The sequence below is a fragment of the Terrirubrum flagellatum genome (assembly GCF_022059845.1).
Lineage (GTDB): Bacteria > Pseudomonadota > Alphaproteobacteria > Rhizobiales > Beijerinckiaceae > Terrirubrum > Terrirubrum flagellatum.
On sequence record NZ_CP091854.1, the window covers coordinates 59206 to 82413 of the forward strand.

Below are 23208 nucleotides of genomic sequence, written 5' to 3' on the forward strand. Positions count from 1 at the left end.
AGCATGACGCGATCAGCTTTGAATATTTCCGCTGTCATTCCGGGGCGCGCCGAAGGCGCGAGCCCGGAACCCAAGCAATTGCGCAGCGGCGTAATGGGTCCCGGGCCCGCGCTGCGCGCGTCCCGGGATGACAGCGGGATGATTCAATCCAAATTCATCAAGCTCCAGCCTATGGGTAATAAGATTGCGCTCCAGCCCGGACCAAATGCAATTCCAACGCGCGATCTGGCGTCGAAGGTTCAAGGAGAGGACTTGTGAGGGCGTTGGGGAGCTTAATTTCGCAACGATCTGGGCCATCGTTGTAGACAAGCGTTCCTTGTAAAATCCGTAATACAATATTCGAACTGCGCCGTGATTCACGGGACCATCTATCCAGAGCGGCTACGCTGGCGGGCATCGCAAACTCCTGAAACGCTTTGATTTCGGGAATGAGGCGCTCGGCTCGCTGTGTTGCGCGCGAGATGGAATAAGGAAGGTGTGTGACTGAAGCATCACTCTTACTCGCCAGAGTTTGGATATTATCCATCACTTGTTGAAGTTCGATCAAAGCACTGTGCAGCATGCGACGGAAATTTGGCGGCCATGGTGAGAAAAGGAGACGCCCGGGCAGCTCGTAGCGCATATTGCCCCTTTTTGTAGGCTTCCATGGCCAAGGGCATTCCTGGCCGGTGTCGGTTGATCGAATGAGAAGCATGCCTTTTGTTTCGCGGATGACCGGCCAGAAATTTCTCGCAGGAGAGTGACGAATTGTTCCGTGAAGCTGCGCAATAGCAAGGGCAACAGGAACGGCTTCGGCCAATTTTTCAAAAGCCGCTGACACATGCTGAGCATGCTGGCCTATATATTCCTCGGCCAAGACGCGGTTTATATCTCGCAGATGGCGGCGATAGGTCCACATATGCGCGTCACATATGTCGGCTGTTCGATCAGGCATCAATCGTTCATCGTCCGAAACACACGCAATTGATCCAATATCGAGGCGCCCAATACGCCCGACGCCAGATAGGCTATTTTCATTTCGTAAAGGGACGTTGAAACTCACCGAGTCAGGAGCGCTTCACGGTGACCTCGGATTTGCACGCGCACAGGCCTCTCTCCGGCCTTCTCGTGGTCGCGCTGGAGCAGGCGGTCGCCGCGCCCTATTGCTCCTCGCGACTGGCGGACGCCGGCGCGCGCGTCATCAAGATCGAACGCGCCGAGGGCGATTTCGCGCGCGGCTATGACACGTCCGTGAATGGTCTCGCGAGCTATTTCGTCTGGCTCAATCGCGGCAAGGAGAGCCTTGTCGCCGACATCAAGAACGACGCTGACGCCGCCCTGCTGCATCGCCTGCTTGGGAAGGCCGATGTGTTCATCCAGAATCTGGCGCCAGGCGCCGCGGCGCGCGCCGGCTTCGGCTCGGATGAATTGCGCAGGCGTTATAACAGGCTGATCACGGTCGACATCACAGGCTATGGCTCAGGCCACGCCTATGAGGAGATGAAGGCCTATGATCTCCTCGTGCAGGCCGAGAGCGGCTTGGCCGAAATCACCGGCCATCCCGCCGGCCCCGGCCGCGTTGGCGTCTCCGTCTGCGACATCGCCTGCGGCATGGCCGCTCATGCGGCCGTGCTCGAAGCCTTGGTCGCGCGCAGCGTCACGGGCGAAGGCGCGAAGCTTGAAGTGAGCCTGTTCGACGGCATGGCGGACTGGATGAATGTGCCGCTGCTGTATTTCGAGGGAACGGGCGTCGCGCCAAAACGCGTCGGCCTCGCGCATCCCTCTATTTGTCCTTACGGCGCCTTCGCGACGAAGGACGAGAAGCTTGTGCTGATCTCGATCCAGAACGAGCGCGAATGGGCGAATTTCTGCAAGACCGTTCTGCGCGCGCCCGATCTTCCCGCGCAGTCAGGATTCGAAAGCAACACTGCGCGCGTGGCCAATCGCGCCGTCGTCGATGCGCGCGTCGCATCTGTCTTCGCCGAGATGACGCGCGAACGGGCGGCGTCGCTTCTGACGGAAGCGGGAACGGCCTATGGCTTCGTCAATGGCCTCGATGATCTCGCGCATCATCCGGCGCTGCGCCGCGTTTCTATCAGCACGTCACGCGGCGACGCTTCCATCATCGCGCCGCCGGCGATCCGCAATGGACAGGCGCCGCGATTGGGCGCCGTGCCCGATATCGGCGAACATAATGCCGCGATTCGGCGCGAGTTCGCGGAATAGAAAGTGGAGAGCGCATGAGCGAGACGCGGCCTGAGACGGAGTCCTGGAGCGACATCCGCGCGGAAGTCGCGAAGCTTTGCGCGCGATTCCCCGGCGACTACTGGCGCAAGCTTGATGAGACGCGTTCCTATCCCACGGAGTTCGTGAAAGCGCTGACGGAGAGCGGTTATCTCTCCGTGCTCATTCCGGAAGAATATGGCGGATCGGGCCTGCCGCTTTCCGCCGCCGCCGCGATTCTCGAAGAGATCCAGCGTCAGGGCTGCAACGGCGCGGCGTGTCATGCGCAGATGTATGTGATGGGTTCGATCCTGCGTCACGGCAGCGACGAGCAGAAGAAGCGCTATCTGCCGAAAGTGGCCGCGGGCGAATTGCGCTTGCAGGCGTTTGGCGTCACCGAGCCGACGAGCGGCACCGACACGACGGCGCTGCGCACCACCGCGCGTCGCGAGGGCGATCGCTACATCGTCAACGGGCAGAAGATCTGGACGAGCCGCGCCGAACATTCCGATCTCATGCTGCTGCTCGCGCGCACGACGCCGCGCGAGCAGACGGCGAAACGCACGGAGGGCCTGTCGACCTTCATCGTCGACATGCGCGCGACGCTCGGAAAAGGCCTGTCGATCCGGCCGATCCGCACCATGATGAATCACAATTCCTGCGAAGTGTTCTTCGACAATATGGAAGTTCCGGCCGAAAATCTCGTCGGCGAGGAAGGCAAGGGTTTCCGCTATATTCTCTCCGGCATGAACGCCGAGCGCATTTTGATCGCGGCGGAATGCGTCGGCGACGCGAAATGGTTCATTGAGAAGGCGTCGAATTATGCGCGCGAGCGCAATGTGTTCGGCCGACAGATCGGACAGAATCAGGGCGTACAGTTTCCGATCGCGCGCGCCTACGCCAATATGCGCGCGGCGGAGCTGATGGTGAAGGAGGCGCTGCGGCTTTACGAGTCCGGCGCCAATCCCGGCGCCGAGGCGAACATGGCGAAGATGCTTAGCGCCGACGCGTCGTTCGAGGCGGCCAATGTGTGCGTGCAGACCCATGGCGGCTTCGGCTTCGCCGAGGAATATGATGTCGAGCGCAAATTCCGGGAGACGCGGCTCTATCAGGTGGCGCCGATCTCGACGAACCTCATCCTCTCCTTCCTCGCCGAGCATGTGCTGGGCATGCCGCGCTCCTACTGACAAGATTGCGCATGTCGCTCGACATCGATCATCTCCGAAGCTGGATCGGCCGCACGGAAGAGGCGGAGGATGTGATCACGCCGCGTCTCGTCGCGGAATATGAGGCGACCTTCGCGCCGCATCTCGCCGAGGTCGGCGATGGCGAGGCGCCGCTCGGACTGCACTGGTGCCTCGCGCCGCCGATCCGGCCGATGAGCGAACTCGGGCCCGACGGCCATCCGGCCAAAGGCGGATTTCTCCCGCCGGTCCCCCTCCCCCGTCGCATGTGGGCCGGCGGCACGATCGAATATCGCGCGCCTTTGAAAGCGGGCGACCGCGTCGTCAGGCATTCGACCATCGAGGACGTGTCGGCGAAGATCGGCCGCACCGGCTCGCTCTGCTTCGTCGCCGTGCGCCACGAGATCGCGACGGCGCGAGGCCTCGCGTTGAGCGAGCGCCACGACATCGTCTATCGCGAGGCCAATGCGCCGGGCGCCGCGTCAGTGAAGCCGGAAGCGCCCCCGGCCGCGGCGGAGCGCGCCGACATTACCTGGACGGTCGAGGCGTCGCCCGTGCTGCTGTTCCGCTATTCCGCCATGACCTTCAACGGCCACCGCATCCATTACGATCATCCCTATGTCACTGGGGTCGAGGGCTATGCCGGGCTGGTGGTGCACGGGCCGATCCAGTCGACGCTGTTGTTCAATCTCGCGGCGACGCTGGGCGAGAAACCTCCTGCCCTTTTCTCCTATCGCGGTCTCTCGCCGCTGACCGATGGCCCGGCGTTCCGGGTCGCCGCGCGCCGGGAAACGGATGGTCGCGTGACAGCCTGGACCGAGAGCGCCGACGGGCGGATCTGCATGCGCGCCGAGGCGTCGTTCTGAAGCCCGCTGGCGCTCGCGCTCGTCTGCTCACGCGCCAGGCAGAGTTGTACGCGAACAACCTTTCGCGCGCTCCACTGCGTTAACTTCTCGTTTACCCTAAATCGCTTGCTGGAATCCCAGAATCGGGTCTTATTCCGCTATCAGCGCTTTTTCGCACGGACAGCTCATTTTTCCGCAGATGCAGAGAGTTTCCATGGCGGCGTCGACCGTAGCACAGCCAGAGGCGCCCGGCGATCTCCGGGCGCTTATCAACGCGGACGCCGCCGAGCTGTCCGCGCGGCTGCGCGCGCATCAGCTCCGCAACTTTCCGCCGCTGGCGCAGAAGACCATTCGCCGCTTCAGCCCCGGCGAGACGGCGAAATTCATCGGCATCCATGAGGGCTATCTCCGGCAGCTCGTCTCCGAGGGCAAGGGGCCTCCGGCGCAGCCGAACGGCCGGCGCACTTATTCGGTCGAGGACATCGAGGAGCTGCGAGCGGCGCTCGACCAGGGGGCTAAGGGCGCGCGGCGCTATTCGCCGCGCCGCCGGGATGGCGAGGCGCTGCAGGTCGTCTCGGTGATGAATTTCAAGGGCGGCTCCGGCAAGACGACGACCGCCGCCCACCTCTCGCAGTTTCTCGCCCTGCACGGCTACCGCGTGCTGGCGGTCGATCTCGATCCGCAGGCGAGCCTCTCCGCTCTCTTCGGCCATCAGCCCGAGCTCGACGTAGGCGAGAACGAGACGCTCTACGGCGCCATCCGCTATGACGATAACAGGCGCGAGATGGCCGAGATCGTCCGCTCGACCTACATCCCGAACCTTCACGTCGTGCCCGGCCAGCTTGAATTGATGGAGTTCGAGCATGAGACGCCGAAGGCGCTGCTGGAACGGCGGACGCAGGACTCCCTGTTCTTCGCCCGCATCGGCGAGGCGCTCGGCCAGGTCAGCGACGCCTATGACGTCGTGATCATCGACTGCCCTCCCCAGCTCGGCTTTCTCACCCTGTCGGCTCTCAGCGCGGCGACGGCGGTGTTGATCACCATCCATCCGCAGATGCTCGACGTGATGTCGATGTCGCAGTTCCTCAACATGACCGGCAGCCTGCTCGACGTGGTGGCGGGCGCGGGCGGCCAAACGAACTATGACTGGATGCGTTATCTCATCACCCGCTATGAGCCGAGCGACGGGCCGCAGACCCAGATGGTCGGCTTCATGCGCTCAATCTTCGGCGACCGCGTGCTCACCCATCCCATGCTGAAGAGCACGGCGATCGCCGACGCCGGCCTGACCAAGCAGACCCTTTATGAGGTCGAGCGGCAGCAATTCACCCGCGGCACCTATGACCGCGCCGTCGAGGCGCTCGATCTCGTCAATGGCGAGATCGAGGAGCTGGTGCGGCGCGCCTGGGGGAGAGCCTGATCATGGCGCGCAAGATCAATTTCGATCCGTCGCCGGATCAGGACGAAGTCGAACAGGCGCGGGCGGCCCAGCCGGCGCCGACCCGCGCGGCGCGGCCGCTGCTGGGTCTCGACCGGCCTTTGCGCCCGACCGGCGCGCTCGGCGCGATTTCCAGCTCACTTGATGGCGTCAACGCCAAGGTGAAGCGGGCCGAGGAGATCGAGCAGAAGCTGATCGCGGGGCAAGCGATCGTCGACCTCGACACGGGCCTGATCGACGCCTCTTTTGCGCCCGACCGCATGGCCGCGAGCGAGGAGCAGAACGCCGCCTTCCGCGAGCTGATCCGCGAGCACGGCCAACAGGTGCCGATCCTGGTGCGGCCGAAGCCTGGCGAAGAGGGGCGCTTTCAGGTCGCCTTCGGCCATCGTCGGCTGCGCGCTTGCCGCGAGCTCGGGCTCAAGGTGCGCGCCGTGGTAAGAGCGCTGACCGATGAACAGCTCGTCGTCGCGCAGGGCCAGGAGAATAGCGGCCGCACCGACCTGACCTTCATCGAGCGGGCGCGTTTCGCAGCCCAGCTTGAGGACCGGAAGTTCTCGCGCGAAATCATCATGGCTGCGCTAAACGTCGACAAGGCCGCGCTGTCGCGGCTGATCTCGGTCGTCCGGAAAGTGCCGACCGATGTGATCGAGGCGATCGGCCCGGCGCCGGGCTTCGGCCGCGTGCGCTGGCAGGAGCTGATGGATCTGCTCGACGGTCCGGAGATGCGCTGGAAAGCCCGCTCGGTCGTCGGGACCGAGAGTTTCGCCGCGCTCGATACAGACAAGCGCTTCGAGGCCGTCCTCGCCGGGTTGCGCGAGAAGAAAGTTGTACGCGTACAACCCGAGAGCTGGAGCGCGTCCGATGGCGTTCGCGCCGCCAAGATCACCAAGGCGGACGACAAGCTCACCTTGATCTTTGACGACAAGACCGCGCCCCGCTTCGGCGATTTCGTCCGGCGGCGGCTGCAGGCGCTCTACGACGAATACAAGGCCGCCTCAGGCGGCTCATGACGAGTTTGGAGGCGTAAAGCCTCCGCCCCGTTGTTCCCCGCGTATCCCACCAGGAGAAACCCGAGCAAAAGAAAAGGCCCCCCAGACTTTCGCCCCGGAAGCCCTCTCTCGTTAGCACCCGGAGAATCCCACTTCCGCGAATCGCCGTCAAGAGTCTCGGACGAGATTCAGCGCCGTTAAAGGCGGCCGGACTTCTTTTGCCTGACATAGGCAAGACCATGACAGATCATCTCGCGACGACGCCTTTCGGGCGGCGACCGGTGACGCTTGGCCAGATTGCAGCGCGGCTCAACGCCGACGCTGCGATCGCCGAAGCGGCGAATCCTGGCTCGAACCGGCCGACGGCCGTCCACAAATGGAAGCTCTTCCGCGCCATCACCGAAGCGCGCGTCGAGATCGGCGTGTCCGACCGCGCGCTCGCCGTGCTCAACGCGCTCCTCACTTTCCATCCCGAGACCGCGCTCAGCCTGCCGGCAGGGGAGGGCGAAGGGATCGAGACGGAGGGCGAGGGCGGCCCCAATGCAGCCACGGCCCTGGTGGTCTTCCCGTCGAACCGGGAGCTGTCGCTGCGCGCCCACGGGCTCGGCGAGCGCTCGATCGCCCGCCATCTCGCCAGCCTGGTCGAGGCCGGGCTGATCATCCGGCGCGATAGTCCGAACGGCAAACGCTACGCCCGCAGGGCGCGCGGAAGCGGGGAGGGGTTCGCCGAGGCGTTCGGCTTCGATCTGACGCCGCTGGTCGCCCGCGCCGGCGAATTCGAGAGCATCGCCGAACAGCTCAGGCGCGAGCACCAGCGCATGCGGGTGCTGCGCGAGCGCATCTCGCTGCATCGGCGGGACATCGCCAAGATGATCGCCTGCGGGCTGGAGGAAGGCGGGGAGGGAGCGGGAGATTGGGATCGCTTCGCGGCCGAACTTCTCGCCTTCGCCGGGCCGCTGCGGCGCGTCCATGACGCGGCTTCGCTGGAGCGCATCGAGAGCGGTCTTGGTGAACTCCGGCGAGCCGTGACGGCGGCGGTTTCGGAACTGGCGCGCCGCGATAACGAGACAAGGCGCGAGAGGCCGGGGCGCAGCGCTTCGGATTCAGGACAAGAGTCAGGCAATGCCGGCTCTGATGTCAGCCACCTTTCTAATTCAAATACCCAACCTCCAGATCTTGAACCTGCTTCCAAAGAAGCATGGGGCGAAATCCAGCCTCCAGACGCCGATCCCGAAAGCGGGACAACGCCAGCGGCGAAACATCGGGATGATCCGCCACCGCTTGGCCTCGTGCTCGACGCCTGTCCCGACATCGGGGATTGGGCGCCAGACGGAATCCGCCGCTGGTCGGATTTCCTGGCCGCCGCCCGCTTGCTGCGCCCGGCGCTTGGCGTGTCTCCCAGCGCCTGGACCGAGGCGGTTGATATCCTGGGCGAGACCAATGCGGCGATCGCGCTCGCTGCAATCCTGCAGCGGCACGAAAGTTCGTCCGACGCCGTCTCCACTCCTGTGACGGATGGCGGGCCGCCGCGGGTGACTGTCCATGGCTCGCCGGCGATCCGGTCGGCCGGCGGGTATCTGCGGGTGCTGACCGAGCAGGCGAGCGCGGGCGACTTCTCGATCAGCCCGCTGCTGATGGCCCTCATCGGCCAAAGGATGAAGGCGAAACGGCGCAAGATTGGCGGGCCGGCAGGCGAAGATTCACCTTCCCGGCGGTGAAGCCCACGATCCCTCAAATTTGAGCTGTTGGATCGAGCCGTTCCTAACGGCCGCCGCGCATCGCTGCTCAACAAAGGAGCAGGTTGCGATGGCGGCGATCGAAACGGTGGACTGGAACGACCCGACGGCCCTGCCGCCGCCCATGGCGGCGAACGGCAATCAGGACGTGATGGATCGGCTGGAGCAGATTGTCGTCGACCGGACGGGCTGCAGCCCCCTTGAGGCGGCTGACGCCGTTGAGGCCGTCCTTGCAGCTCTGGCGGTCGTTCCCTCGACCGCTCGCGCCTTCGCCCGCGTGGCGAAGCATCCCGGCGACGTCGTCAGGCCGCCCGCCGGCCGCGACGAGGGGAACCCCGGGGCCGGAAGGCCCGATGGGAGGCGGTGGCGCTCTGTGATCCTGGCGCCCGCGCAAGCGGCCGCGCGGAAGAAGAGCGGTTAAAGCCAGATCGGCGAAGGCGCTGGCGCCATGGTCATGGGGCCGTCCAGGGACTAACAATCGTGACGCCGGCGTCGGTGAAATGTCTGACGTTCCGCGTCGTCAGCATCGACCGGCGCGCCAGCGCGACGCCTGCGAGCATGCTATCGTGCAAATCCTGTTGCTCGCCGCGGAGACATCGAAGGGCGCGACCCGTCGCTCCAGCAACACATCGATCAGACGGGTAAAAGCGTCGCCAGGAGCCGCCGGGCGCCCATGCTTGATCTCCGCAGTTGTCAGTCCGTACTCGCAGAACTATGTTCTAATGTACCAACAACTGAGATCGGCGATGGCTACGACAACGCTTTCCAGCCGCGAATTTCAGCAGAACGCCAATCTGGCTCAGAGGGCGGCTCATACCGGTCCGGTGATCATCACCAACCGAGGGCGGCCGTCGCATGTGCTGCTGACCTATGACGAGTATGAGCGGCTGGCTGGCGGGAAGCGGAGCTTGGTCGAGGCGCTCTCGATGCCCGGATTGGCCGATCTTGAAGTGGAGTTTCCGCACTTGCGCGATCTGGCGCGGCCGGCGGATTTTTGATGTTTCTGCTCGACACCAATGTAATCGCGGAGCTTCGTAAAGCCGGGGATGGGAGGGCCGACGCGCGTGTTGTGGCGTGGCTCTCCGGCGGCGATGCGACAAGCTTTTATCTCTCGGCGATCACTTTGATGGAGGTCGAACTGGGCGTCCTCCTGCTTGAGCGAAGGGACCCGGCTCAAGGGGCGCGACTGCGATCCTGGATGGAGCGGCAGGTTCAGCCTGAATTCGCCGAACGAACATTGCCGGTTGATGCGGCCGTCGCCCTGCGCGCCGCCCGGCTTCACGCGGCGAATCCGCGGCCGGAGCGGGACGCGCTGATCGCTGCGACCGCGCTCGCCCACAACATGATCATGGTGACGCGCAACGTCGCTGATTTCGCCCCGACCGGCGTCCGTATTATCAATCCCTGGGACGCCAGCCAGCAGGCCGGCGGCTAGCTCGTTCCCTCCGACGGGCGTGGAAAAGGGCGCGGCGGGCTGGCCATCGGGCGTGGATGTTAACTGCCGATAAGCCGTCGTTATCGATAGTGATGAAGAGCATCTTTAGAGCCCGATGTGACGGTGGAGAAAGCCTTGTTAGCTTCAATAGAGATCGCGAGTATTAGGGTTATCAGGTGATTATAGGCCGGATGTTTCCATGGCCGCGCGAGCTTCCCTGACGCGGATGAATGAAGCGGCCGCGATCCGATAGCCTTTCGACCGAAACGTCATAGAATTGCAGTTGGCCTGTCGTTTTCCGCGAAACCGGGACGCGCGGAGAGACCGGCTGTTGGTGAGTGAGGCGGGGGAGATCGCCGACAATGGATTTGCGCCGGCTCAGGTCCTTCCTGAAGATCGTCGACACCGGCAGCCTCACGCGGGCGGCGGCGGCTCTCAATATCGCCCAGCCTGCGCTCAGCCAGCAGCTCGCCAGCCTCGAATCCTATTTCCGGCAGAAGCTGCTGATCAGGGGACCCCACGGCGTCACGCCGACGGAAGCGGGGCGCGTGCTGTATCGCCATGCGCAGGCGCTCTTGAAGCAGTTCGAGCAATGCGAGAGCGACGTGAAACGCGCATCGGCGTCGCTCTCTGGCAATGTCTCGGTGGGGATCGCGCCCTACAGCGCGGGCTCAACCATTTCGCTCGCCCTGCTCAAGGCCGTGCGCGAGAAATTCCCTGATGTCCTGCTGCATATCGTCGAAGGCTTCGCCGTCGCCTTCAGCGAATTGATCATGAATGGCAAGCTCGACATGGCGATCATGCATGGCGCGGGCCCCATGCGCGGCGTCAAATTTCAGCCGCTGATCGACGAGGAGTTCTTCCTGGTCGCGTCGCCCGCGATCAAGCTTCCGGGCGACGGTCGGGACCCGATCGATGTCGCCGCGCTTATCGACATTCCCCTGCTACTTCCCAGCCGCGTCAATTTCGTGCGGAGGGCGGTCGACACGGCCTTTTCGAGCATCCATCGCGCGCCGCACATTGTGGCCGAAGTCGAGTCGCTTGATACGCTGCGCGAAGCAGTCGCGGACGGAACGGGATGTGCGATCCTGCCATGGTCGGTCGCGAACCAGATCGCCATTCCCCATCGCTCCGCGGTCTTCGCCATCGCAAATCCGCGCATCGAAGACACGATTTCGATTGGCGTCTCCGATCAGATGGCCCTCTCTGAAGCGGCCGTCGCCGTGCGCGGCGTGCTTCTCGATCTCGCGCTCACCGCGGCGAGATCAGGGCGCTGGCAAAAGCCTGTCCAGACCGCCGCCGAATGAGGCTCGAACCAGCGGCGCCGGCGCGCGCTCCTCAGCGGAGCCCGCTGCAGAATTCCTGAATCCTGCGGCAACCTTCCGCCAACGTGTCCATGTCGGTCGCGTAGGAAATCCGAAAATAGGGGCTCATCCCGTAAGCCGCGCCCTGAACGGTCGCGACATGCTGCTCCTCGAGCAGGGCGGAGACGAAGGCGGTATCATCAGCGATTTTCCGCCCGGCCCGGCTCGTCTTTCCGATGCATCCCGCGATGTTGGGGAACACGTAGAACGCGCCCTCCGGCTTGTGGCATGTGACGCCGGGCGCCTCGCGCAGCCAGGAGACGACTGCGTCTCTCCGTTTCGCATATTCCGCCGCGCGCTCCCGCAGCAGCTCCTGCGAGCCTTCGAGCGCCGCCACGGCTGCCGCCTGGCTGACCGTCGTGATGCCGCCGGTGGCCTGCCCATGGACATTATTCATCGCGTCGATGAGCGGCTTCGGGCCGCCGGCGTAGCCGACGCGCCAACCGGTCATCGCATAGGCTTTCGATGCGCCGTTCATCGTCAGCGTTCGCTCTTTCAGCCTCGGCTCGACTTCGGCGATCGTGCAGAATTCGACGCCGTCATAGATCAGATGCTCGTAGATGTCGTCGGTCAGCACCCAGACATGGGGATGGCGCAGGAGAACATCGGCGAGCGCGCGCATCTCCTCGCGGGAGCAGGCGGCCCCTGTCGGATTGTTGGGGAAGTTGAGGAACAGCCATTTCGTCGCCGGCGTGATCGCGGCGTCGAGATCCTCCGCGCGGAGCTTGAAGCGATTATTTTCCGGGCAGGCGACGGGAACGGGAGTCGCCTCCGCCAGCTTGACGATGTCGGCATAGGTGATCCAGCCGGGGGAGGGGATGATCACCTCATCGCCGGGATTGCAGCTCGCGAAGATGGCGTTGAACACGATCTGCTTGCCGCCATTGGCGACCAGAATCTCATCGAGCGCATAGTCCAGATTGTTCTCGCGCTTGAACTTGCGCTGCACGGCCTTCTTGAGCGCCGGCGTTCCCGACTGATTGGGATATTTCGTGTCGCCGGCGAGCGCGGCCGCGTGAGCGGCTTCAACCGCGTGAGGGGGCGTCGGAAAATCGGGCTCGCCCGAGGACAGGCTGATCACCTTGACGCCCGCGGCCCGAAGCTCGCGCGCGCGATCGGTCATCGCCGCGGATGCGGAGACCTTCACATCCCTGAGACGTTCGGCTGCTTGAAACATATGAGTGGCTCGCAAGGCGACGGATTCAGTTCTGCGCGGAGCTTACGGCGGGCGGAGATGATCTGGCCAAGAGGGTTTCGGTCTGTGGCCATAGCGTCTCCCTATGGAGTGGAGACGCCATAAGCCACCCGCATGGCCCTAAACGAAGATAGTGTTGGGCAAGGGCAGGGCCCGCCCCTTAACGTTCTTGAAGGGGAGAGACTTTCCGGAACGGTCCGTCGACACGGCGCGCGATCGCAAGAAAGGCTCATCGCTCGAAATTCTGGAGACGGAGTCCGCATGCGAGCTGGAGGAGACGTCGCAACGCCGCCGACCGTCGGCCTCCTCGGCCGAATCGTCAACGGGAGGTCGTCCGTCGCTCTCCTGATCGTTCCGATCCTCCTGTATCTCGCTGTCTTCTTTCTCTATCCCGCGATCAATCTGCTCTTCTTCAGCGTGCTGACGCAGGACGCGAAAGGCGTCATCGGCCAGCCTTTCACGCTGGAGCACTACGCCAAGTTCTTCGATGTCGGGCTGTATATGCGCGTCTTCTGGAACACGCTGCGCATCAGCCTGGTGACGTCGATCTTCGCGATCCTGCTCGGATATCCCGTGGCGATCGTGATGGTGAGGAGCGGTCCCCGCATCGCCCGCGCGATCACGCTGATCGTCATCGCGCCCCTCATCGTCAGCGTCGTGGTCCGCTCCTATGGCTGGCAGCTCATCCTGGCGAACAGCCGCACAGGCCTGCTGAACTGGATGCTGATGTCGCTCGGCATCACCGAAGCTCCGCTCTCGATCCTCTATTCCGAGATGGCGGTCGTCATCGGTTCGCTGCATGTGTTCTTTCCGATGATGGTGCTGCCGCTGGCGTCGGCCCTCGGGAAGATCGATCCGAATCTCGAAGCCTCGGCGCGCACGCTTGGTGCTCCCTGGTGGAAAGTGTTCTGGCGCATCACCCTGCCGCTGAGCGTGCCCGGGCTCGTCGCCGGCTTCACGCTGGTGTTCTCGCTCACCGCCGGATCATTCGTGACGCCTGTCATTCTCGGCGGCACGTCCGCCACGATGCTCGGCAACCTGATCGAGCAGCAGATCTTCGTCGTCTATAACTGGCCGTTCGGCGCCGCGATCGCCGTCGTACTCGTCTTCGTCGTCTTCGGGATCAACACGCTGTCGATGCGGCTGCTCGAAGGCCGCCGGTTCCGGAGCATCGCATGACGCCGCGGCTGACCGGAGTGGGAGCATGGCTCCTCTATACGATCACGGTGTTGATGATGGCGTTCATCCTGGCGCCGCTGGTCGTCATCGTGGCGATGTCGGTCTCGGACAGCTATTTCGTGACCTTCCCGCCGCAGGGCTTCACGCTGCGCTGGTACGGCCAGATTCTTCAGGACAGGGATTTTCTTGAAGCCCTGCGGCTGAGCTCGCTGCTGGCGTTCGGCGCCACTGCCGGCGCGCTTCTGCTCGGCGTGCCGGCCGCGATCGCGCTCACGCGCGGAAATTTCGCGGGCCAGGCTTTGCTCAAGGGGCTGGTTCTTTCACCCCTCATCTTTCCCGCTCTGGTGACGGGCCTTGCGCTCATGCAGCTCCTTGCCCGCTTCGGCTGGGGGGACGCGCGGATCAATCTGCTGATCGGCCATATCGTGGTGACGTCGCCCTATGTCATCCGCTCGGTGACCACGAGCCTGATGCTGATCGACATCAATCTTGAAGACGCGGCGCGCACACTCGGCGCGAGCCGGCTGCGCACATTCTGGCGCGTGACGCTGCCGCAGATCGCTCCCGGCGTGGCCGCCGGCGCGCTCTTCGCCTTCATGGTGTCGTTCGACAATTATCCCGTGACGATGTGGCTGGCGAATTCGCAATACAGCCCGGTGCCGCTCGTGCTGATGCGCCAGCTCGTCAATGTCTTCGACCCGTCCGTGCCAGCCATGTCGACGGTCATCATCATCCTCGCTGTCATCGGCGTGCTGATCCTCGAACGTCTCGTGGGTCTGCGCCGGGCGGCGGCGATGTAGCCGGACTGAACAGCGTCAAGCAGAGGGGAGAATCATGCGAGCAACGCGAAGGACAGTGATCAGGGCGACGGCGGGTGCGCTCGCCTTTCCAACCATCATCTCCCGCGCATTCGCGCAGGAGAAGCAGCTTCATGTCGGCGTGTATAATTCCGCTCTGGGCAAGCTGGTCCAGAAGGAAGTCATCCCGGCCTTCGAGCAGAAGCATAAGTGCCGCGTCTTCACGATCGAGGGCGCGACGCTCTCGAACATCGCCGCGCTGCGCGCGACGCGGACCACGCCGAAGTTCAGCGTCATGATGATGGACGATGTCGGCGTTCCCCAGGCCAAGCAGGAAGAGCTGATCGACAAGCTCGATCCTGCGAAGATTCCCAATCTCGCGAAGGTCTACAAGAGATTCATCTTCGAGGACGGCTATGGCGTCGGCTTCAACATCTCGAGCGCCGGCATGTTCATCAACCCGCAGGTCACCAAGGGCCTGACGAGCTATGAGCAGCTTTTCGAGCCGAAATTCCGCAAGCGCATCCTTCTCAACACGCCGCGCAACACGCAGAGCGTGCTGATGCTCATCGTCGCGACATCGCTCGCGACCGGCAAGCCGCTCAAGGAAGCGCAGTATCTGGTCGATCAGGGATGGGACAAGCTCGCCCAGCTCAAGCCGAACATCCTGACGATCTATGACAGCGAGGCCATGGTTCTGATGGTCCCGCAGGGACAGGCCGATGTCGGCGGCATCGACTATTCAAAGTCGGTTTATCCGCACGCGGCGAAGGGCGTTCCGATCGACATGGCGCCCCTGAAGGAAGGCTTCTTCACCGGCATCAACAGCATGACGCTCGCGAAGAACGCGCCCGAGCCCGAACTCGGCTGCGCCTTCATCGATTTCATGCTGCAGCCCTCCGTGATGCAGATGCTGTCGTCCCAGACCTTCGGCGCGCCGTCGGTGGAGGGAATCACTTTCGCGCCTGACGTGGCGCGCTACCTGCCCTATCCCGCGACGAAGATGGACGACATGGGATTGTTCACGCCGGACTGGAATTTCATCATTCCGCGCCGTCCTGCGATCCTTGAGAAATACAACACGCTCTTCAGCACCTGACGGCGATCGCAGATGAAATCCGCTGAAGTCCGCTTGCAGAATCTCGGCAAGCAATATCTCAAGGTGATCGCGGTCAACGACGTATCGTTGACGATCGAGCCGGGCAGCATGGTTGCGCTGCTCGGCCCGAGCGGATGCGGCAAGACCACATGCCTGCGCATGATCGCAGGCCTGGTCTCGCCGTCGTCTGGCGAAATCCTCGTCAATGGCGAGCGCATCACCGGCGTTCCCGTTCACAAACGCAACATCGGCATGCTGTTCCAGAACTATGCGCTGTTCCCGCACATGACCGTGGCGGAGAATATCGCGTTCGGTCTGGAAATGCGCGGCGTCGCCAAGTCTGACATCGCCGCGCGCGTGCGGAATGCGCTCGACCTCGTCCGTCTCGGCGGATTTGGCGACCGGTTTCCCGCGCAATTGTCCGGCGGCCAGCAGCAGCGCGTGGCTCTCGCCCGCGCCCTTGTCATCGAGCCGGCGGTCCTCCTGTTGGACGAACCGCTCGGCGCGCTCGACAAGGGCTTGCGCGAGAGCATGCAGGTCGAGTTGCGCGCGCTTCAGCGCCGGCTCGGAGTCACCACCGTCATGGTCACCCATGATCAGGATGAAGCGCTGACCATGGCGGACCAGATCGTCGTCATGCGCGACGGCAGGCTTGAGCAGGTCGGCGCGGCGACGGACATCTATCAAAAACCGACGTCGCAATTCGTCGCGACATTTCTTGGCGCGTCGAATCTGTTCACCGGCAAGGTCAGCCGGCGCGGCGCCGGCAAGGCGTCGGTCGCGACGGCGGGCGGTCTCCTTCTGGAAGTCGACGACGCGGACGCGCATGACGGCGACATCACCGTCTCGGTGCGTCCTGAAGCGGTGGTCGTGCAGCGGCGCAATGACGGCGATGCTTCGGCGCAGGAGCCGAACTCCGCTATCGCGCAGGTCGATCAGGTCGTCTATCGCGGCTTCATCAGCCACTATTATCTCCGGCTGCAGGACGGCAAGGAGATCATCGCCTACCAGCAGAACCAGAGTCGCGACGGCGCCGCGATCTTCCAGCAGGGAGAGAAGGTGCTGGCCCGTTGGGGCGCCTCCAGCAATCATGTTATTCCGAAGAGCTGATCGCGCGGTGAATGACGGTCATATCCCGGCGACGCGCGAATTCGCGACACTAGATCACGATGATTTTGGATTGAATCCAAAATCATGAACGTGATCGATTCCAAAAGCTTGGAGCGGGATTGGCGCGAAAAACCGGTTCCCACTTTTTCGCATCCCGCTCCAGGCGTTTCTTCCGACGAACCCAAGATCAGCAGCATCGGCGCGCGGGCGCTGTTGCTCGAAGCGCCGGGCGAATTCGATCTGCGATGGCAGCGGCGCATCTGGGCTCTCGCCGATGAGGTCGAGCATTGGCCTGACGTCGAGGAAGCGGTGCTCGGCGTCACGAATCTTCTGCTGGTTTTCACTGCGCCGCCGCGCGATCTCGACGCGATGAAGGCCGCTTACGCCGCGGCGTGGCGGCGCGCGCCGGAGAAAGCCGTCTCCGGCCGCGTTCACGAAGTGCCCGTGATCTATGGCGGCGAGCTGGGATCAGATCTCGCTCGCGTCTGCGAATATTCCGGCCTGTCCGCCGAAGAAGTGATCGCGATCCATCATGGCGCGATCTACACGGTCTGCGCCATCGGCAGCTCGCCGGGCTTTGGCTATCTGCATGGTCTCGATCCCCGGATATTCATGCCGCGCAAGACCGTTCCGTCTCTGCGGATGCTGAAAGGCACCGTCACCATCGGCGGCATGCAGGCCGGAATTTCGGTGACGACGGGTCCGAACGGCTGGAACGCCATCGGCTGGTCGGGACTCGAGATGTTCGACCTTACTCAGCCGACGCCTTGCCTTTTCGCGCCGGGCGATCAGATCCGCTTCACGCCTGAGAGGATCGAGCTTTGATCGAGATCGTCTCGTGTCTGGCTCTCAACACGGTCCAGGATCTCGGCCGCGTCGGCGCCCGTCACTACGGCGTCAGCACGTCGGGCGCTATGGACGCGGTGGCGCTCGCCATCGGCAACAGTCTTCTCGGCAATCCGGAAGGCGCGGCGGGAATTGAAATCCAGACCTTCCCGTTCGAGGCGCGCTTTCTCGAAGATGCGGCCTTTGCAGTGACGGGAGCTGACGCGCAGGCGTCTCTCGACGGCGATCCGTTGCCGCCCTGGTGGACGACGACGGCCCGGCGCGGACAGGTTCTGACATTGCGCCAGCCGCGAAGCGGCGCGCGCTCCTATCTCGCGCTCGCCGGCGGCGTCGACGTGCCCGTAATCCTGAATTCGCGAAGCACGCATCTGCGCGGCGGGTTTGGCGGAATGGAAGGTCGCTCGCTGAAGGCGGGAGATGTGATCCGCGCGCTGCCGCATGAAGCGTTTCGCGCGCTCAGGCTCGGCGCCGTTCCGCCCCAGTTCGCGATTTCCTCAGCGCGATCGGTCTCGCATCAATCGGCGATGATCGTGCGCGTGATGCGCGCCGGCGAATACGACATCTTTCCACTGGAGATGCAGGAGAGTTTCTGGCGCACGCCATGGAAGATTTCGCACCAGAGCGACCGCGGCGGCTATCGTCTTTCCGGACCACCGCTGAAGCTTCCGGAGCCCGTGGAAATGCGCTCCTACGGGTTGGTGGCCGGCATCATTCAGGTGCCTCCATCAGGCGAGCCGATCATTCAGCTCAGCGACGCGAACACCGCCGGCGGCTATCCCAAGATCGGCGCAGTCATCGAAGCTGACATCTGGCGTCTGGCACAGGCGAGACTCGGCAGCCTGATCCGCTTCGAGGAGGTCAGTCACGCGGAAGCCGTGGACGCGATGGCGGCTATTCAAACCTATCTGAAATCGGTTCGCCGCGTCGCCGATCTCTATCGCGCGATGTGAAGACGCCGTTGGCGCGCGCCGGAATGTGAGGAGCATCCGATGAAAATCGACATCAATTCCGATATGGGCGAGGGCTTCGGCCACTGGACCGTTGGCGACGATGCGGCTCTCATGGACATCGTGTCGTCCGCGAATGTCGCATGCGGCTTCCACGCCGGCGACGCCGTGATCATGGACCGGACGGTGCGCATGGCGAAGGAGCGGAACATCGCCATCGGCGCGCATCCCGGACTGCCTGATCTCATGGGATTCGGGCGCCGGGTGATTCAGATGGAGGCGGCGGAGCTTGAGAAGCATCTGATCTATCAGATCGGCGCGCTCCAGGCGATCGCCGCTGCGGCGGGGCATCGCGTCACCCATGTCAGCTATCACGCGGCGCTCGGCAACATGGCGACCGCCGATCGCGACGTCGCCGATCTCCTCGCGCGCGCCATCAAGCGCATCGATCGCGATCTGATCGTTTTCTCGATGCCCGACACGGAGGTCGAGCGCGCGTCCGAGAGGGCAGGCTTGCGAACCCATACTTTGTTCCTCGCGGACCGCGCCTATGACGAGCACGGCAACCTCGTGCCGCGAAAGAAGCCGAATTCAGTGATCACGTCGCTCGACGCGGTGGCCGATCGCGTCAGGCAATTTCTGGATGATGGAACCGTCGTCTCGATCGAAGGGAAGCGCCTGAAAGTCCGCGCGCGCGGCATCCTGATTCACAGCGACACGCCGGGCTCTGTCGAACTCGCGCGCACGGTCAGGCGCGTCGTGGAGTCGGGCGGAGCAAAGGTGACGCCGGCTGTGGAGATTTTGTCCTAGAGCGTCGCAAATCGGAAATTCAGACTGGATGATTTATCGGCGGGAGCGGCGCAAGGCCGACTCCCGCTGATGCTCATATTTGAAGTTTTATTCCTAGGTCGCGCCTTTTGCGGCGAGCACCTGCTTCATGCCCGAGAGCTCCAGAATATCGCCGCCGTCGCGCAGCTTCCGCATCACTTCGGCTTCCTTGTCTTCGCGCGCCTGTGAAGCCTTAGCGACCGCAAGCAGATTGCTCTTCGGCACCACGACCACGCCGTCATCATCGGCGCTGACGAAATCGCCAGGATTGATGGCGACGCCGCCGATCATGATCGGCTGATTGACGCTCCCGAGCGTCTCCTTGACCGTGCCCTTCATGCACAGACCGTAGCAGAAGGCGTTGAAGCCGAGATCGCGCACGGCCGGGCCGTCGCGCACGCCTGCGTCGGTCACGAGACCGACAATGCCTTTCGCCTTGCAGGCGGTGGCGAGCACTTCGCCGAATCCGCCCTGCTCGGGATGATCCCCGGCGCTGACGACAAGAATGTCGCCGGGCTGCGCGAGGCTGATCGCGGTGATCAGCATGATGTTGTCAGCGGGATGGCATCTCGCCGTGATCGCCGGGCCGCAGGCGCGCATTCCCGGATAAATCGGCTTGATGCGCGACGACAACGCGCCGCTGCGGCCTTGCGCCTCGTGCAAGGTCGCCGGCGCGAATTTGGAAATCGCGGCGAGCGCCTCCGCATCGGGGCGTTCGATGGATTTGATGATGTGAACCATTGAGTTCCGTTTCCTCCTTGGGTTGTTGTTCAGAGCATCGGTTCGAATTGGCAATGCACCAGCAATTCGGAGACTGCGGCGTTGTTGGGCAGGCAGAGCAAGGTCTCCACCAGCGCCGCGAGATCGTCGGGCTGGGTCATGTCGTGGCGGGGAATTTCCGTGTCGTTGATGGTCATGTCGGTCGCAACATAGCCGGGACAGACGACCGTGGCGCGGATGCCGGCGTCCCGACCTTCACGACGAACGCCATGCGTCAGAGCGGTGACGGCGAATTTGGTCATCGCATATCCGACATTCGAGGCGACGCGCTTGCCTGACAGCGAGCCGAGATTGATGACGCGCCCGCATCCGGATTTTTCGAGATAGGGAAAGGCGGCGCGGATGACGCGCAAAGGCCCCTTCACATTGATGCGCCACATTTCATCGAGCAGCTCTTCGCCGTCGTCTGAAACGCGAACTTTCGGATTGATTCCGGCGGCGTTGACCACGGCGTCGACGCGGCCGAAGCGTGCGACGGTCGCCGCGACCCAAGCCTCAGCCGATCCCGCCTCTTCGGCGTCGTAGCGATGCGTCATCATCCGATCGCCAGCGACTGTCGCATCGGGCTTGCGCATGCCGCCGGAGATGGCGAAGCCGCTGGCCAGGAGCCGATTGATCACGGCGCGCCCGATGCCTCGCGAGGCGCCGGACACCATCACCACGCGTCCATCGGGCTTCAGCATCCGCTTCCCCCACGCTCTCTGAACGACTTGCTTCGTTGGTGCGGCGCGAGAACAAGCTCGCGCCACCGACGGCTGCGTGCAGTCGTCAAACGCTAGTGGCTTGGCTTTCGCTTGACCAAGACCGGTTCATTCTGACCACATGCCTGCATCTTATGGACGGGCTTGCGGCGACGGACTTGTTATAAGCGCGCCCTTATCGGGACAGAGCCAATCCGTCTTGGCGGTCATCGCAGGCCAACGATAGCTTTCGCGTGGGGCTGCGCTGATGCGCCGTCTCTCCGCATCGGTCAGGCGTATGGACCCCGAGAAAATCAAGCTCCTGATCGAAGCCATGACCGCCTCGGACCTCGCGGAAATGGAGTTCAGCGAAGGCGGATGGTCGCTCAGGCTCGTTCGCCGGAGGCATGAGTCGGTCGAGCCTCAACCGACGTCGCCGAAATCCATCTCCCGATCGAGGCGGCTCGTCGAGAAACCCGCTGCGGCTCCCGATCGCGCGCGCGACGATCAAATTCTCTCGCCGACATTCGGCGCTGTCTATTTGCGGCCGAGCCCCGATGCGCCTGAGTTCGTCACGCCGGGAAAGCAGGTTGCAGCCGGCGACATCCTCTGCGTCGTCGAGGCGATGAAGGTGTTCAACGAAGTCCGCGCGACTCGCGATGGCGTGATCGCAACCGTTCTCGTCGCCTCGGGAGACGAGGTCGAGGCGGGGCAGCTATTGATGCGGTTCGCCTGAGCGCCATGTTCCGGTCCGTCCTCATCGCGAACAGGGGTGAGATCGCGCTGCGGATCCTGCGCGCATGCCGCGCCATGGATCTTCGCGTCATCGTCGTGCATTCGGAGGCGGACAGGGACGCCTCATATGTGCGCCATGCCGACGCCGCCCTCTGCATCGGGCCGGCGCCGGCTCAGCAAAGCTATTTGAACGGCGCGGCCATTCTTCTTGCGGCCGAGGTCTGTGGCGCGGAAGCGATCCATCCCGGCTACGGATTTCTCTCCGAGAACGCGGACTTCGCGGATCAGGTTGAGGCCTCGGGACTCACTTTCATCGGACCCACCGCGCAAAGCATGCGCATCATGGGCGACAAGATCGCGGCGAAGCAGGCGATGCGAGCGGCCGGCGTGCCTTGCGTGCCGGGGTCCGACGGCGCGCTGCCGCTTGATCCATCCGCGGCGCAAGAGATCGCGAACGAAATCGGCTATCCCCTGATTCTTAAGGCGGCTGGCGGCGGCGGCGGCCGCGGAATGCGGGTGGTCGAACAGGAGAGCGATCTTCTCGCCGCGGCCGCCATGACGCGAGAAGAGGCGCGGCGCGCATTCAACAACAGCGCGATCTACGCCGAGAGATTTCTGCGCCATCCCCGCCACGTCGAAATTCAGGTCATCGCCGATTCATTCGGGCATGCGGTCTGGCTTGGAAGCCGCGACTGCTCGCTTCAACGCCGTCATCAGAAGGTGCTCGAAGAAGCGCCGGCGCCGGGCGTCGATGCGGAAAGCCTTGCCCGCGTGGGCGAGCGATGTGTGGAAGCCTGCCGCCAGATCGGCTATCGCGGCGTCGGCACGTTCGAGTTTCTGTATGAGGATGGCTCGTTCTTCTTCATTGAAATGAACACCCGCCTGCAGGTCGAGCATCCCGTGACGGAGGCGACATCGGGCCTCGACATCGTGCAGATGCAGATTCGCATGGCGCAAGGCGAAAGGCTGACGCTTCAGCAGAGCGATGTCGCCTGTCGCGGCCAAGCCTTCGAATGCCGGATCAACGCCGAGGACCCCGACACGTTCGCGCCGTCGCCTGGCCTGATTTCAACCTGGGAGCCGCCCGGCGGTCCTGGCGTCCGCTTCGACAGCCACGCATTCTCCGGCTACCGCGTGCCGCGCCATTATGACTCGCTGATCGGCAAGCTGATCGTTCACGGGGCGACGCGCGCCGACGCCCTTGCGCGCCTGCGCGTTGCGCTCGACGAGATGGCGATCGGCGGCATCGCGACAAACCTGCCCCTTCACAGGCGCATCGTCGCCGATCCCGACTTCATCCGTGGAGAAGTCGACATCCATCATCTCGAAAATCGCCTGCGAGTGAGAAATCACGCATGAGCAGCGGCGCGAGCATGAGTCCATTCGAGCGCGTCACGGAAATCTCCGCGTGGCTCGCGGCCTCGGACGTCGATGAACTCATCCTGAGCGGCCCATCGGGAACGCTGCGGCTGACGAGAGGCGCGTCCGGCCAGGTTGAAGCTCATATCGGCGAAAGCGATAATTCCGAACCGCCGCCGCTCGCGACCATTACCGCGCATGGCTTTGGCGTTTTTCTCGATCGTCATCCACTGGATGCGGAGCCTCTTGCGCCTGTCGGCGCATTGGTTAGGGCGGACACGCCGATCGGCTTTCTTCGCATCGGTCCGCTTCTGACGCCCGTCGTCGCGCCGGTCGACGGCGTTGTCGAAAATATTCTAGTTCAAAACGAGGATGTCGTTGGCTTCGGCGCTCCCTTGTTCGAACTTGAACCTGTTGAGCGCGACAGCGTTTCTTGATGATCGACAGCGACAGGTTTCGT

24 protein-coding genes are annotated in these 23208 nt (G+C 63.6%); 20 read left to right on the top strand and 4 right to left on the bottom strand.

Going from position 1 to position 23208, the window contains the following annotated elements:
- Nucleotides 1-169 precede the first annotated feature (169 nt).
- The gene (locus tag L8F45_RS30055; RefSeq protein WP_342364359.1) at nucleotides 170-898 is read right to left on the bottom strand and encodes a hypothetical protein; all 729 of its coding nucleotides are present in this window, start codon (nucleotides 896-898) and stop codon (nucleotides 170-172) included.
- A gap of 164 nt (nucleotides 899-1062) precedes the next feature.
- Here L8F45_RS30055 and L8F45_RS30060 point away from each other — a divergent pair, with 164 nt between their 5' ends.
- The 10 genes from L8F45_RS30060 to nac all read left to right on the top strand — a co-directional run bounded on the left by L8F45_RS30060 (nucleotide 1063) and on the right by nac (nucleotide 11136).
- Entirely contained in the window at nucleotides 1063-2205 is a 1143-nt protein-coding gene (locus tag L8F45_RS30060) for a CaiB/BaiF CoA transferase family protein (RefSeq protein WP_425330073.1), read from the top strand.
- Between the two features lie 14 nt (nucleotides 2206-2219).
- On the top strand, nucleotides 2220-3389 hold the full coding sequence (locus L8F45_RS30065) for an acyl-CoA dehydrogenase family protein (RefSeq protein WP_342364360.1): 1170 nt from the start codon (nucleotides 2220-2222) through the stop codon (nucleotides 3387-3389).
- Nucleotides 3390-3400: 11 nt separating this feature from the next.
- Nucleotides 3401-4252: an HTD2 family dehydratase gene (locus tag L8F45_RS30070; protein WP_342364361.1), complete on the top strand. Its 852-nt coding sequence runs from the start codon at nucleotides 3401-3403 to the stop codon at nucleotides 4250-4252.
- 193 nt (nucleotides 4253-4445) lie between these two features.
- Nucleotides 4446-5651, top strand: coding sequence for a plasmid partitioning protein RepA (gene repA, locus L8F45_RS30075; protein ID WP_342364362.1), 1206 nt, complete (start codon nucleotides 4446-4448; stop codon nucleotides 5649-5651).
- A 2-nt stretch (nucleotides 5652-5653) separates the two neighbouring features.
- Nucleotides 5654-6679, top strand: coding sequence for a plasmid partitioning protein RepB (repB, locus tag L8F45_RS30080; protein ID WP_342364363.1), 1026 nt, complete (start codon nucleotides 5654-5656; stop codon nucleotides 6677-6679).
- 218 nt (nucleotides 6680-6897) lie between these two features.
- Nucleotides 6898-8376: a plasmid replication protein RepC gene (gene repC, locus L8F45_RS30085; protein WP_342364364.1), complete on the top strand. Its 1479-nt coding sequence runs from the start codon at nucleotides 6898-6900 to the stop codon at nucleotides 8374-8376.
- 88 nt (nucleotides 8377-8464) lie between these two features.
- Entirely contained in the window at nucleotides 8465-8815 is a 351-nt protein-coding gene (locus tag L8F45_RS30090) for a hypothetical protein (protein WP_342364365.1), read from the top strand.
- 325 nt (nucleotides 8816-9140) lie between these two features.
- Complete coding sequence (locus tag L8F45_RS30095; RefSeq protein WP_342364366.1) at nucleotides 9141-9392, top strand: type II toxin-antitoxin system Phd/YefM family antitoxin; 252 nt, start codon at nucleotides 9141-9143, stop codon at nucleotides 9390-9392.
- Complete coding sequence (locus L8F45_RS30100; protein ID WP_425330074.1) at nucleotides 9392-9829, top strand: type II toxin-antitoxin system VapC family toxin; 438 nt, start codon at nucleotides 9392-9394, stop codon at nucleotides 9827-9829. The genes L8F45_RS30095 and L8F45_RS30100 overlap by 1 nt, the downstream gene beginning before the upstream one ends.
- Nucleotides 9830-10191: 362 nt before the next feature.
- Nucleotides 10192-11136: a nitrogen assimilation transcriptional regulator NAC gene (nac, locus tag L8F45_RS30105; protein WP_342364368.1), complete on the top strand. Its 945-nt coding sequence runs from the start codon at nucleotides 10192-10194 to the stop codon at nucleotides 11134-11136.
- A gap of 31 nt (nucleotides 11137-11167) precedes the next feature.
- Here nac and L8F45_RS30110 read toward each other — a convergent pair whose 3' ends face one another.
- A complete protein-coding gene (locus L8F45_RS30110) occupies nucleotides 11168-12370 on the bottom strand; it encodes a pyridoxal phosphate-dependent aminotransferase (protein ID WP_342364369.1) in 1203 nt (400 codons plus the stop codon).
- A gap of 279 nt (nucleotides 12371-12649) precedes the next feature.
- On the opposite strand from L8F45_RS30110, the gene L8F45_RS30115 reads away from it, so the two are divergent.
- From L8F45_RS30115 to L8F45_RS30145, 7 genes are all read left to right on the top strand, one after another.
- The gene (locus L8F45_RS30115; RefSeq protein ID WP_342364370.1) at nucleotides 12650-13567 is read left to right on the top strand and encodes an ABC transporter permease; all 918 of its coding nucleotides are present in this window, start codon (nucleotides 12650-12652) and stop codon (nucleotides 13565-13567) included.
- Nucleotides 13564-14367 carry an ABC transporter permease gene (locus L8F45_RS30120; RefSeq protein ID WP_342364371.1) on the top strand — a complete coding sequence of 268 codons (804 nt, stop codon included), beginning with the start codon at nucleotides 13564-13566 and terminating at the stop codon, nucleotides 14365-14367. Before L8F45_RS30115 ends, L8F45_RS30120 begins: the two co-directional genes overlap by 4 nt.
- Nucleotides 14368-14401: 34 nt before the next feature.
- Entirely contained in the window at nucleotides 14402-15463 is a 1062-nt protein-coding gene (locus tag L8F45_RS30125; protein ID WP_342364372.1) for an extracellular solute-binding protein, read from the top strand.
- Between the two features lie 12 nt (nucleotides 15464-15475).
- Nucleotides 15476-16573, top strand: a complete 1098-nt coding sequence (locus L8F45_RS30130) for an ABC transporter ATP-binding protein (RefSeq protein ID WP_342364373.1) — start codon at nucleotides 15476-15478, stop codon at nucleotides 16571-16573.
- Between the two features lie 84 nt (nucleotides 16574-16657).
- Nucleotides 16658-17398, top strand: a complete 741-nt coding sequence (gene pxpB, locus L8F45_RS30135; RefSeq protein WP_342364374.1) for a 5-oxoprolinase subunit PxpB — start codon at nucleotides 16658-16660, stop codon at nucleotides 17396-17398.
- On the top strand, nucleotides 17395-18369 hold the full coding sequence (locus L8F45_RS30140; protein ID WP_342364375.1) for a 5-oxoprolinase subunit C family protein: 975 nt from the start codon (nucleotides 17395-17397) through the stop codon (nucleotides 18367-18369). The genes pxpB and L8F45_RS30140 overlap by 4 nt, the downstream gene beginning before the upstream one ends.
- A 39-nt stretch (nucleotides 18370-18408) precedes the next feature.
- Nucleotides 18409-19176 carry a LamB/YcsF family protein gene (locus L8F45_RS30145; protein WP_342364376.1) on the top strand — a complete coding sequence of 256 codons (768 nt, stop codon included), beginning with the start codon at nucleotides 18409-18411 and terminating at the stop codon, nucleotides 19174-19176.
- Nucleotides 19177-19269: 93 nt separating this feature from the next.
- Here the strand turns inward: L8F45_RS30145 and L8F45_RS30150 are convergent, their stop codons facing one another.
- Nucleotides 19270-19935: a 4-carboxy-4-hydroxy-2-oxoadipate aldolase/oxaloacetate decarboxylase gene (locus tag L8F45_RS30150; RefSeq protein WP_342364377.1), complete on the bottom strand. Its 666-nt coding sequence runs from the start codon at nucleotides 19933-19935 to the stop codon at nucleotides 19270-19272.
- Nucleotides 19936-19964: 29 nt separating this feature from the next.
- Nucleotides 19965-20657 carry an SDR family NAD(P)-dependent oxidoreductase gene (locus L8F45_RS30155; protein WP_342364378.1) on the bottom strand — a complete coding sequence of 231 codons (693 nt, stop codon included), beginning with the start codon at nucleotides 20655-20657 and terminating at the stop codon, nucleotides 19965-19967.
- Nucleotides 20658-20922: 265 nt separating this feature from the next.
- On the opposite strand from L8F45_RS30155, the gene L8F45_RS30160 reads away from it, so the two are divergent.
- From L8F45_RS30160 to L8F45_RS30170, 3 genes are read left to right on the top strand one after another with little or no spacing between them, the layout of a single operon-like run.
- Nucleotides 20923-21390, top strand: coding sequence for an acetyl-CoA carboxylase biotin carboxyl carrier protein (locus tag L8F45_RS30160; protein WP_342364379.1), 468 nt, complete (start codon nucleotides 20923-20925; stop codon nucleotides 21388-21390).
- 5 nt (nucleotides 21391-21395) lie between these two features.
- Nucleotides 21396-22748 (top strand): acetyl-CoA carboxylase biotin carboxylase subunit, encoded by a 1353-nt coding sequence (gene accC, locus L8F45_RS30165; RefSeq protein ID WP_342364380.1) that lies wholly within the window; start codon nucleotides 21396-21398, stop codon nucleotides 22746-22748.
- Nucleotides 22745-23185, top strand: a complete 441-nt coding sequence (locus L8F45_RS30170) for an acetyl-CoA carboxylase biotin carboxyl carrier protein (protein WP_342364381.1) — start codon at nucleotides 22745-22747, stop codon at nucleotides 23183-23185. The genes accC and L8F45_RS30170 overlap by 4 nt, the downstream gene beginning before the upstream one ends.
- Nucleotides 23186-23208: the final 23 nt, after the last annotated feature.